General features: G+C 61.1%; 10 protein-coding genes. 6 read left to right on the forward strand and 4 right to left on the reverse strand.

Features of this window, described 5'->3' with window-relative positions; all coding sequences use genetic code 11:
* Positions 1 to 3: 3 nt before the first annotated feature.
* Entirely contained in the window at positions 4 to 1,401 is a 1,398-nt protein-coding gene (locus tag Mal15_RS02490) for an outer membrane protein assembly factor BamB family protein (RefSeq protein WP_233903242.1), read from the reverse strand.
* Between the two features lie 202 nt (positions 1,402 to 1,603).
* Here Mal15_RS02490 and Mal15_RS02495 point away from each other — a divergent pair, with 202 nt between their 5' ends.
* The 4 genes from Mal15_RS02495 to Mal15_RS02510 all read left to right on the forward strand — a co-directional run bounded on the left by Mal15_RS02495 (position 1,604) and on the right by Mal15_RS02510 (position 5,280).
* On the forward strand, positions 1,604 to 2,305 hold the full coding sequence (locus tag Mal15_RS02495) for a 3-keto-disaccharide hydrolase (protein ID WP_147866305.1): 702 nt from the start codon (positions 1,604 to 1,606) through the stop codon (positions 2,303 to 2,305).
* Positions 2,306 to 2,445: 140 nt separating this feature from the next.
* On the forward strand, positions 2,446 to 3,111 hold the full coding sequence (locus Mal15_RS02500) for a sigma-70 family RNA polymerase sigma factor (RefSeq protein ID WP_147866306.1): 666 nt from the start codon (positions 2,446 to 2,448) through the stop codon (positions 3,109 to 3,111).
* Between the two features lie 50 nt (positions 3,112 to 3,161).
* Positions 3,162 to 4,751, forward strand: a complete 1,590-nt coding sequence (locus tag Mal15_RS02505) for a serine/threonine-protein kinase (protein WP_147871810.1) — start codon at positions 3,162 to 3,164, stop codon at positions 4,749 to 4,751.
* Between the two features lie 148 nt (positions 4,752 to 4,899).
* Positions 4,900 to 5,280, forward strand: a complete 381-nt coding sequence (locus Mal15_RS02510; RefSeq protein ID WP_147866307.1) for a DUF3127 domain-containing protein — start codon at positions 4,900 to 4,902, stop codon at positions 5,278 to 5,280.
* Here the strand turns inward: Mal15_RS02510 and Mal15_RS02515 are convergent.
* From Mal15_RS02515 to Mal15_RS02525, 3 genes are all read right to left on the reverse strand, one after another.
* Positions 5,277 to 5,624, reverse strand: a complete 348-nt coding sequence (locus Mal15_RS02515) for a P-II family nitrogen regulator (protein ID WP_147866308.1) — start codon at positions 5,622 to 5,624, stop codon at positions 5,277 to 5,279. The two genes, Mal15_RS02510 and Mal15_RS02515, sit on opposite strands and share 4 nt — an antisense overlap.
* Positions 5,625 to 6,531: 907 nt before the next feature.
* A complete protein-coding gene (locus tag Mal15_RS02520; RefSeq protein WP_147866309.1) occupies positions 6,532 to 7,896 on the reverse strand; it encodes a porin in 1,365 nt (454 codons plus the stop codon).
* 406 nt (positions 7,897 to 8,302) lie between these two features.
* Positions 8,303 to 9,613, reverse strand: a complete 1,311-nt coding sequence (locus tag Mal15_RS02525) for a porin (protein ID WP_147866310.1) — start codon at positions 9,611 to 9,613, stop codon at positions 8,303 to 8,305.
* A 510-nt stretch (positions 9,614 to 10,123) separates the two neighbouring features.
* Between Mal15_RS02525 and ftsY the strand changes: the two genes are divergently transcribed.
* Positions 10,124 to 11,206, forward strand: a complete 1,083-nt coding sequence (gene ftsY / locus Mal15_RS02530) for a signal recognition particle-docking protein FtsY (protein WP_147866311.1) — start codon at positions 10,124 to 10,126, stop codon at positions 11,204 to 11,206.
* Positions 11,207 to 11,223: 17 nt separating this feature from the next.
* Positions 11,224 to 11,805, forward strand: a complete 582-nt coding sequence (gene miaE, locus Mal15_RS02535) for a tRNA-(ms[2]io[6]A)-hydroxylase (RefSeq protein WP_147866312.1) — start codon at positions 11,224 to 11,226, stop codon at positions 11,803 to 11,805.
* The last annotated feature ends 63 nt before the right edge of the window (positions 11,806 to 11,868 follow it).

The raw sequence follows: 11,868 nt of genomic DNA on the forward strand, positions 1-11,868 counted from the left end.
ACGCTAGTTCCCCAAGTCGAACACCGCGACACGCGATTCATCTTTCAGAATCAACTTGGTTCCGTGGATTGCCGGACTGCAGTAACACGGCTCGCGCATCAACGGCTGTTCGGTAAACGACAGCACCTGGGGCGCTTCGGGATTGAACGCCAGTGACGCAAGGTGGCCGCGTTCACCGAGCAACAGGATTGCATTCTGAGTCGCCAAGCCCATGCCACGCCGAAGCACGCTGTGGTAGTTCCAGGCGACCGCGCCGTTTCCTAAATCAATGCAACGAAACTCCGCGCCGCCTTGTCCGCCTGAGGTGAAGGCGTAGAGATGTCCGTCGCCGAGAATCAGGGTGTTGTATTGACTGTCGATCGTTCGCCGCTGACGCCAGAGTTCCACGTAGCTTCGATCGGGAAGGATCTTTAAACAGACCGCCCCCAAACCGGCACTGACGACCAGGACCCTGTCACCGAAAACCAGTGGCGAAGTTGCGTTGCGCGACAGGTCGCCCTTGCGGCGGAACGGGTAGAACCAATCCGACACGCCTCGATCCGGATCCAGCGACACCAGGCCTTCGTCGGTCAGCACAAACGCATAGCGCAGGCCCTGGATGGTGGCGACAAACGGAGTCCCATAACTCGCCCCCTGGTCCGTCGCCTGCCACAGCGTCTTACCGGTTGCCGGATCCAGCGACACCACGCCGGCGTCGCGGTGAAATGCACCCAGATTAAAGATCAGCTGACCGCCGGGGTGTCGTGAATCCCGGTCGAACAGCGGGCTGGCGCCGACCGGAAAGATGTCGGCTTGAACGTCATAGTCGGCGTGCAGGTCACGCTTCCAGAGCACATCGCCGGTGTCCAGATCAAGGCACGAAAACTGGCCTTGGCCACCGACGTTGAACACTCGCCGCTGATCGGGATCGATGATCGGTGTGCTGTAGGGACCGTCGCTGTACTCAAAATCACAGATTGCCGAGGTCGGATAGGAGTACTGCCATCGCATTCGACCGTCGGCGATTTCGTGGCACTGAACAATCTCGCGATCGCCGACGCGGGAGTTGAAAACCACGCCACCTGCGGCTGCGACCGGTGAACCGTAGCCCGTGCCCACCGGGACCTCCCAGACCGGTTCGGGGCCATCGGTCGGCCAGACCGGATTGAGCCGGGCATCGGTGACGCTGGTGCGATTCGGGCCGAACAAGGCCGGCCACTGGGGAATGTCCGTTGGAGGCGGAGCCGTGCGGGCGAATTGTTGGGAGACGGCTTCCACCACGCGTGCGTCCGGGACGTCCACCCCGCTCGGTTCGATCAAGGGGCGATCATGGAGGGCCGGTGGCGGCGCGCAGCCGACCGTGGCCAGTCCAACGACCAGCGCGGCAAATCCGGTCGGGATCCAAACTGACGCTCTCCACATGGGGCGGCAGCATAGCGAGATGCGATGATCGGCTCGAATGCTGTTCGCCGATCTTGACGGAAACTTCATCCTCCGCACGTCCCGTCTCGACGGGCGTCGGGATTGATTACAATTTCAGCATCTTCTGCCGCCCAGCCTTCGACGTTGCAGCTGGTCGGCATTCCGCCCCTCTCCACATTCCTCCATCCACACCAGAGCTGATATGCCCCGCATCGCCACCGCGCTTGCCGCCCTTGCCCTCCTGGCCTCCGCCGGTTTCTGCCAGGACGATTCGGCGACTCCCACCGAATCCGTCTCCTTGTTCAACGGCAAAGACCTTTCCGGGTGGATCGGCCGCGCCGATTTGTGGTCGGTCGAAGACGGCCAGATCGTCGGCCGGACCGTCGCGGAAAAGCCGCTGCAACAAAACACGTTCTTGATCTACACCGGCAGCGAGCCGAGTGATTTCGAGCTGACGTTCCAGTTCAAGATCGAAAACACGAATTCGGGTGTGCAGTACCGCAGCAAGATCCTGGACAAGGAGAACTTCGTCGTCGGCGGTTACCAGGCCGACATCGATTTCTCCAACCGCTATGCCGGAATCCTGTACGAGGAAAAAGGACGCGGCATTCTGGCCGAACGCGGTCAGTCGGTCACGATCGACGAGCAGGGCAAGAAGACCCGCAAGACGTTTGCCGACGGCAGTAAGCTGGGCAACGGCATTCACCCGGGCCAGTGGAACGAGTACCGCATCGTCGCCAAGGGCAACCATCTGCAACACTTTATCAACGAAACGATGACGGCCGAGGTCATCGACAACCAAAGCGAAAAGTCCTCGTCCGCGGGCGTGATCGCGTTTCAATTGCACCGCGGCGACCCGATGGTGGTGCGATTCAAAAACATCGTGCTGCACCCGGCCAAGTAACGTATAACGCGTTGCTGTGTGGGTGAGGTGTCCAAGGACGGCTCCGCATCGGGGACGACGGCCCTTCCGGGGTGTCGCTCTGCACGCATTGACGCCCCGCCCGGCTTTCCGATCGACTATGCTTCCGGTAGGAGGATTCTATGAGCAAGTCGATCTGGGCCGGTGACGATCAAACCGAAACGCTGCTCGTCGCTGCGCGGTCGGGCGATACCGAGGCCGTCAATCGCTTGCTGGAAAAGCACCGGGCACCGATCCGGCGGTTGGTCGAACTGCGGCTGGATCGCAAGGTCCAGCGCCGCGTCGATGTCAGCGATGTCGTTCAAGACGTCATGATCGAAGCCAGCGGTCGGCTCGACAAGTACTTGTCCGACCCGGCCATGGCGTTCCATCTTTGGTTGCGCCAGATCGCATGGGACAGGATCATCGACACCTATCGGCGGCATCGCGTCAGCGCCAAGCGGAACATGGACCGTGAGCAACCGATGACGTCTCCGGCAGGCCCCGATCAGTCTTCGATGGAGTTGGCGGTCCAGTTGTGCGATCCCGGGCTGACCCCTGCGGCGGCGGCGACGCAACGTGAAATCGCCGGCAAGGTCGAACAGGCGATCGAGCGGATGAATGAGCAAGATCGTGAGATCATTCTGATGCGCCATTACGAGCACCTGTCCAATTTGGAAGTCGCCGAGGTGCTGGGGGTGAATCCGCCCGCGGCCAGCATGCGTTACTTGCGCGCCGTCCGCCGGCTTCGCGAGATGCTTCAGGAGGAAGAGGATCAGGCAGCTGCCAGCGAAGAGCGCCACCGGTGAGCGGCCTGTCGGCGGACGCGGAACAGCGGCTGGCGGACCTGTTGGCCGACATGACCGATGCGATCTGTCGCGACCAACCGATCGATTTCGACCGTGTCTGTCGTGAAAACCCGGACTTGGCGGACGAACTGCGACAGCTGTGGGCCGCCGTGTTGGTGACCGACACCGCCGGTAACGCAGCGGACCAACGCCCCGCGACACCCTCGGGCGATGACGGCCGCTGGCGACGGTTGAAACTGCCGACCACGATCGGCGATTACGAACTGATCGAAGAAGTCGGACGCGGCGGCATGGGCGTCGTCTTTCGCGCCCGCCAAATCAGCCTGGACCGCGAAGTGGCGGTCAAGATGATTTTGCGCGGACGCTTGGCCAGCGACACCGACCTGGAACGCTTCTTGGCCGAGGCGGCCGCGACAGCCCGTCTGGTGCACCCGGGAATCGTTCCGGTGTACGAAGTCGGTGACTTCGACGGCCGGCCCTTTTTCAGCATGCAATACATCAAGGGTGAAACGCTTGCCGATCGAGCCGCCCGGGGACCGCTGCCGCAACGCGCGGCGGCCAGGATCATTGCCGACGTCGCCCGCGCGGTGCAGTTCGCGCACGACCACGGATTCGTCCACCGCGATCTGAAACCCAGCAACGTGCTGTTGACCAAAGACGGCCAAACGCTGATCACCGACTTCGGGTTGGCCAAGGAGTCGGGCGCCGGCGCCGATTTGACCCGCAGCGGAATGTTGGTCGGAACGCCGGCCTACATGTCGCCCGAACAAGCCGGTGGAAGACGTGAATTGCTGGGACCGCCGACCGACATCTATTCCCTCGGAGCGATGCTGTACTTTTCGCTGACCGGCCGACCGCCGCTGGTCGCGGAGACTGCCGTCGAGATGGTGATGCTGGTGATCGAACAAGACCCCAGCCCGCCGCGGGCGATTCGCCCGGGACTCGATCGCGACCTGGAAATGATCGTGATCCGATGCCTGCAAAAACCGATCGACCTGCGTTACGCATCGGCCGGGGATCTGGCCGACGACCTGGATGCGTTTCTGGCCGATGAGATCGTCGCGGCGCGGAGCGGAAGGTTCGCCCAGGTGATCGCCCGCATCTTTCGCGAGACCCACCATGCCGCCGTGCTGGAAAACTGGGGCACGCTGTGGATGTGGCATTCGCTGGTGCTGTTGGTCGCCGGTTACCTGACCTGGCAACTGGAGTTCCTCGGCTGTGAGAATCGTTACATCTACATGGGCGTCTGGACGATCGGACTGGGTGCCTGGGCCGCGGTGTTCTGGAAACTCCGCCAGCGGATGGGACCGGTGACGTTCATCGAACGCCAAATCGCCCATGTCTGGGGCGGCAACATGATCGCCATCGGCATGTTGTTTCCGATCGAGCGACTGCTCGGTCTGGACGTCCTGGTGCTCTCCCCCTTGTTGGGCGTGATTAGTGCGACGGTGTTCGTCGTCAAAGCGGGCATGCTGTCGGGGGCGTTCTATTTCCAAGCGATCGCGCTGTTCGCCACCGCCCTGCTGATGGCCGTCGCACCGCGCTGGGGGCACCTGATCTTCGGCGTCGTCGCCGCGCTCTGTTTTTTCGTCCCCGGGTATCAGTTCTGGCAACGCAAGCGGCGGCGGGAGGCGTTTTAGGTTTCAGGGTTCGGCGACCCGTTTTTCTGTCCACTATTTTTCTGGCATCTCCCCACCCCATCTCTGCTCCCCCTCTCGCTTTGCTCCGTGAGAGGCTACAATTCGCGACCCTGAAAACCATTCATTCCGAGCGATTTTGAGAGAAGCGATGAGCGATCCATCCGTCACCGGCGTTGTCCACTTGATCGAAGAGACCAAGACCTATGGCAGCAAAGGTTTCCGCAAACGTCTGGTGGTTCTGGAGCAAGATAAGGGCAGCTTCACCAACTTCGTACCGGTCGAATTCACCCGCGATTCCTGCGACTCGGTCGATGAAATGAACGAGGGGGACGAGGTCGAGATCACCTATCGACTGAACGGCCGGCGTTGGCAGAAGGACGCCAATAGCGAAGTCAAATTCTTCGTCAACGTGGAAGCGACCTCGTTCAAGATCACCGGCAATGCGAACCCCGCCGACGCGATGAGCGAGCGGGTCAGCGACCCCAACGCGGCGTTCAACGAAGCCAGCGAAGAAGACGCGCCCTTTTAGATCGCTTCGCTGCCGGTTTCTCCGGTGCGGATGCGGATGCAGTCGTCCATCGGCAGGACAAAAATCTTGCCGTCGCCGATTTCGCCGGCGTCACCGGACCGGCCGCCGGATAAGATCGCCTCAATCGTCGGATTGACAAACTCTTCGTTGACGGCGATTTGCAATTGCACCTTGCGGAGCAGGTTGACGCTGAATTCGGTGCCGCGGTAGTTGCCCGATTGCCCCTTCTGGCGACCGAATCCCTGGCAATCCAGCACGGTCAAACGGTGCACGTCAACCTGCGTCAACGCTTCTTTGACCGCCTCGAGCTTCGTCGGTTGAATGATGGCAATGATCAGTTTCACAGTCGCTGGGCCCTTTGATGGTTTCCGCCGAACGCATCATCCAATCGTGATCGCGTCTCTCCAGTGGCGACTATAACCGACCGGCTGCGAGCGACAAACGCCCCGTCGAATGGCCGCCGCTAGAAAACACGCCGCTAAAAAGCCCGTGCTCGGAGGAGCGAGGCGGACACTCCTCCGAGCGGGGCAGCTTCCGGCCCGGGACGGGACCGAGAGTTCCAAAACCCGGCGCTTGCTTGAAGCACCGGGGTGGCTGAACATGCGGCGTTGCCAGAAGAGGTGTTCTCGGTGCCCTGCCACCAGCCGAGACAAGTCTCGACTGGCGTCAGGGCAGCGGTAGGTAGAACCACTTGTTTTGTTGATCGCCGGCTAGGACGATTCGAGACAGTTGCATCTGACGGACCAAAACGTCGCCCTGGAATGAGCGTGTCGTCGCAAGTCGCTAGCAATATGAGACTTAAAAAAAATAGAAGATCTTCAGACCCGCCCGGTACGCCGGTTCGAATCAACGGATCCAAGCTCGATGCCCAGCAGGCATGCAGACGTGTGCCAACGAATTAGGCAGACGCTCCAGAGCGGATAAAGCCCCCCCTCGTTGCCATGGTCGTGCCGTAATCAAGACTCGTTCCAAGGCCCGCGGCTAGCGCCGTCGGCTCATAGCGATAGGTGGCATTGGGCTGGCGTTAAACGACGGGTCTCGAGAGGGTTTGGAATCGAAACCGTCAAAATCCGACAGACGAAAACAATTCCGTTCCCAGGCGGAGCCTGGAAACGAGGGATGAAATCACTGGGCCTCGGGAAGGGACGCTTGCTTCGTGTTGCCGTCGACTCGACCACCTGAAAAACAAAAAAGACCGCGTCCACCCTGGGGCGGACGCGGCCTGTTGCGGGAATCGCGTTTGCGATCGTTTTAGAACAAGAAGATCGTGTCGATGCCGAACGTCGTCTGCTCTTCGCCTTCGTCCAGTCCGGCGACCAAGTCGTCGTCCCAGTCGAAGCGGATTTCGGGACGCACGACCACGTTGGCGTGCGGCTTGTAGTTGACGCCCATGGTCAGGGCGAAGATGTCGGTCTCGGTGCCGTAGGCGCTGAAGACACCTTCTTGGTTGTACCACTCGAAACGTGTTCCGGCGGCCAGGCAATCCGACAGCGTGTAGATCAGGTACTGGTTGATCCCGAAGGTGTTCCGCACGCCGGCGTCGTTCTGGTTTTCGGTGTCCAGGTAGTCGCTTTGGAAGATGTACTGCAAGCTGTCGGTCAGCGCGACATCGGCGACGATCGAGTGCATGTAGCCCTTTTCGGTGTTGCCGCCCTTGTCGGCGAAGCGACCGGCGACGGTGGCGTAGATCAGGCTGATGTCTTCGTTGAGCGCCAAGGAGACACCGCCCAGGAACGAGTCGCCGTTGTCTTCAAAACCGCTGTCCCAACCGAACGTGTAACCGCCATAGACTTCGACGTCTTCGCTGACGGCCAGCGTTGCCAGTGCACCGGTGTGGGTGAAGGGCTCGCTGTTGTACATCGTGTAGGCGTGGCTGTAGAAGAAGTTGTCCGGGGCGGTCACGACTTCCCATCCGATGATGGTGTAGAAGTGTCCGACCTTGACCGACAGGTCTCCGTAGCCGGCTTCCAGATACAACTGGGGCATGGCGTGACCGTAGTCGGGGCCGTTGTCCCAATCATTGTCCCAGTGGTTGTTGTCGATGCCGAAGGCTTGGGTGTCTTGGGAATCGGTACCGTAGATGTAGTCGATGCGACCGCCGATGTCGAAACCGCAGGACGTGTCGATCGCCTTTTCCGCCCACAGCCAGGCTTGGTGCAGTTGGTATTCATCGGGCCGGCTGTTGAACAGCGGCAGGGCGTCGGTGTGGTACCCCATTTGGACCCAACCGCCGGCGGACAGGTTGCCGCATTCGCCGAACAGGGCAAACGGTTCGCCCAGATCGCAGCCGCCCAGCTTGCTGAAGAATCCGTTGCCGAAACCACAGCCGCAACCGGAGTCACAGCCGCCATCACAACCGGCGTCGCAACCCACATCACATCCGACCAATGCGTCGGCGCCACAATCCGGTTCGCAAGCGGCGACGTCGCAGTCGCAAGGTGTTTCGCATCCGCAGCCGAGATCCTCGGTGCAGCCGACCTGGGCGACTTCGGCGGACGCGCCGGGGGCGGCCTGGTACAGGGCGTGATAGTTCCCATCGGCAGACGGTCCACCGGCCAGGGCATTGCCGCCAAAGCACAACAACGCAAGTGTGCTGAATAACAGTTTTCGTTTCATGGGTCTCCCTCGTCGTCCTTATCTCAGAACGTCTCTTTTTCCTTGGTATTGCGAAGCGTGTGATCGGTAGACACATCGAGCCGCAGCCCGGTTGTCCGCGGGGCTGTCGCTCGACGTGTCGGGCGGTATCTGAAGGACATCAGACGCCCGCCTTGCGAGAGCGCCGATCGAAAACCGCTTGACCATCTTCCAAGAGATGTATCGGGAGTCGCTTGCCAAGAAATCGACTGTTCTGGATTTTCGCATTTCGCCAGAATTGCCAGTCTTAACACGAGGTGTTAATTCGTACCGGTCAGGTCGCGTTTGCCGCGGACCGGCCACGAAAAAAGCCGGCGGCCGCTCGAGGGGGTCGAGCAGCCACCGGCCGTTGCGTTTGACCGATTCGGTCGATCGAAACGATGCTTGGTTAGAACAAGAAGATCGTGTCGATGCCGAAGGTCGTTTGGTCGTCGCCCTCGTCCAGGCCGGCAACCACGGCGTCGTCCCAATCCCAGCGGATTTCGGGGCGAACGATGACGTTGGAGTGCGGCTTGTAGTTCAGGCCCAAGGTCAAGGCGTAGATGTCGTCGTCTTGGCCGACGGGGCTGTAAACGCCTTCTTGGTTGTACCATTCGAATCGTCCACCTGCGGCCCAGCAATCGCTGAGGGTGTAGATCAGGTACTGGTTGATGCCGAAGGTTTCGCGGACAGTCGTTCCGGCAGCGTTTTCCGTGTCCAGGTAATCGCTTTGGAAGATGTACTGCAGGCTATCGGTCAGGGTCACGTCGGCGACGATCGAGTGCATGTAGCCACGCTCGGGAGTTCCCAGCGGCAGATCGCCGAAACGTCCGATGGTGGTGGCGTACGTCAGGCTGACGTCGTCGCTCAGTGCGACCGACAATCCGCCCAGGAAGTTGTCGCCGTTGTCGTCAAACCCGCTGTCCCAACCGAAGGTGTATCCACCGTAGGCCGTGACGTTGTCGTTGACGTTGTAGGTCGCCAGGACACCGGTGTGGGTGAACGGCTCGCTGTTGTACATCGTGTAAGCGTGGCTGTAGAAGAAGTTGTCCGGGGCGGTCACGACTTCCCATCCGATGATGGTGAAGAAGTGTCCCATTTTGACGGACAGGTCGCCATAGCCGGCTTCCATGTACAACTGCGGGATCGCGTGCCCGTAGTCGTTCCCGTGGTCCCAGTCGTTGTCCCAACCGCGGGGGTCGGTGCCGAACGCTTGGGTGTCTGGCCCATCGGTACCGTAGACATAGTCGATACGGCCGCCGATGTCGAATCCGCACGAGGTGTCAATCGCCTTTTCGGCGTACAGCCACGCTTGGTGCAGTTGGTACTCGTCGGGACGGCTGTTGAACAACGGCAGGGCGTTGTTGTGGTAGCCCATTTGGACCCAACCGCCTGCGCTCCAACCGCAATGCTCGCCGAACAGCGACCATTGCTCGCCCAAGCAGCAGTCGCCCAGAAGACTGCCGAGGCCGCCTCCCAAACCGCATCCACTGTCGCAGCATCCGCTATCGCAGCCGGCGTCGCCGCAGCCGCTGTCACAGGCGTCGCCGCAGGGATCGCAGCCCGCCACCACCTCGCATCCACAGACCGGCTCGCCGCAATCGCAAGCGGCCGCGCAATGCGAAACCAAGTCAATTGTGTCATTTCCGCTCGCGGTCATGCTGCTCGTGTAGGACGCGCAGGCAATCGCAGCCAGCATGGCAATCTTGCTAAGCTTCATCGCTTTAAATTCTCCCGAATTCCATTCTCTGGGTTCTAAAAAAGGGCAGGGCAACAACGAATTACGCCCGCGACCAAAGCACGCGGGCCGCTGAGACCCTTATTGGTCGGGTCAAGGCATGTCCGACGGCTTGTCGTCCCCGGTTTGACCGAGTCGTTGGAGGCGACTGTGGTCAAAAAAGGGACTCCAGTGTCGGACGCTGCGATCTGACCGTCTGACGCGTCGCCTCTGTCGTCACCTGCGTTATCGGGATGGAATGTTCACGATTTGGGGTCGAAATCGGATGTTTTCATCGGCTCCCCCCAACAGCGGTCCAGCTGGTCCAACTGTGCCGCCCAGTGCTATCAGCGAAACTTTGCCGGCTGCGGCAAGACGCCCTGATCGACCGATCATCCGGCGGTAAACTGGCGGAAAACCGATTCCGATCCGTCGGGCGGTACCGCAAACGCGACCTTTCCGGCAAACTTTGCCCTTCCCCCACCACTCGATAGTCCACCGAGAACAAGACTGATGGTCTTCTGGCGCTCCAAGAAAAAATCCGACGACTCCCCCGCCGCTGAGTCCGCAGCCGCTGACTCCCCTTCCGCCCAGCCGTCGGGGCCGACGCCGCAAGATTCCGCCGCCCCACGCGATCCGCAACCCGTCGCCTCGTCAGAGGCGACGTCGCCCACGGAGTCCTCGGCCGGCTTGTTCGGTCGCTTGCGAAGCGGGTTGGAAAAGACACGCCGGGCACTCAACACCGACATCCGCGACCTGTTCAAAGACGAAGGGCGCTTGGTCGACGATGAGTTTCTGGGCGAACTGTTTGCCAAACTGATCCGCACCGACATGGGCGCCGGACCGGCCGAAGAGCTGCGGGACGACGTCGCCAAACGCTTCCGCGGCCGCAAAGTCGGCTTGGACGAGGTGCTGGAATCGATCACCGCCCAAACCCAGGCGATGCTCCGGCAGGACGCCGCACCGCTGAATCTGGCCGGCAAGCCCAGCGTGATCCTGGTCGTCGGCGTCAACGGCAGCGGCAAGACCACCTCGATCGGAAAACTTTCCCACTACCTGACCTCCCACGGCAAAAAAATCGTGCTCGGAGCCGGCGATACCTTCCGCGCCGCCGCCGTCGAGCAGCTGACGATCTGGTCCCAGCGGATCGGCTGCGACATCGTCACGGGCAAACAAGGCGCCGACCCGGCCAGCGTGGCCTTTCAAACCGTCGACAAGGCGATCGAAACCGGCGCCGATGTCGCCATCATCGATACCGCCGGTCGGTTGCAAACGCAGTCCAACTTGATGCAGGAACTGGATAAGATCCGCCGCGTCGTCGGCAAGAAAGTCGAGGACGCGCCGCACGAAGTCCTGTTGGTCCTGGACGCGACGGCCGGACAGAACGCGATCAGCCAGGCCAAGGGGTTCAGCGATGCGGCCGGATGCACCGGCATCATCCTGGCCAAACTCGACGGCTCGGCCCGTGGCGGAGTGATCTTGCCGATCCGTCGCCAATTCGAACTCCCCGTCAAATTCGTCGGACTGGGCGAAAGCATCGAAGACATCGCCGAGTTCGACGCCGACAGCTTCGCCACCGCCCTTTTTGCCGATTGACCTGTTTGCCGACTGACATGCTGCACCTCCAAAGCGAATCCACCCAACGATGGCTCCAGCAGGTCGACGAGAACCTGCCGGAGATCCTGATCGATCACGCCCACTGCGAACGCAAGGCGGCATCGACGGCGATGAATTTGATGAACTCCTACACCGAAAATCGACCGCTGTGTGTGGAGATGACGCGGATCATTCAGGAGGAACTCGAACACTACCACATGGTGATGGACGTGCTCGATCGCCGCGGCATCACCTTCAAACGACTCGCCAGCGGACACTACGGCCGCCAGCTGAACGCGCTGACCCGCGAACGTGAACCCCAGCGCGGGGTGGATCGATTGCTGATCGCGTCGCTGATCGAAGCACGCAGCTGTGAACGCTTCCGTCTGCTCGCCGATCATGTTCGCCCACGCGACGCCGAGCTGGCCGATTTCTATGCCGGGTTGTTCGAATCCGAAGCCCGTCACCACACGACGTACGTCAAACTGGCCGAGCTATTCGCACCGCGCGCCGAAGTCCACCAGCGGCTCGACCAACTGTCCCTGCAGGAAACGGCAATCATCGCCAAGGGCAGCCCGCTGCCGCGGATGCACAGCTGAGCGGATTGTTTCACGGCCAGACGCTGTGATGGCCGACGATTGAGTCGATGTTTCACGACCGCT

This window comes from Stieleria maiorica (assembly GCF_008035925.1).
In the GTDB taxonomy this organism is placed as follows: domain Bacteria; phylum Planctomycetota; class Planctomycetia; order Pirellulales; family Pirellulaceae; genus Stieleria; species Stieleria maiorica.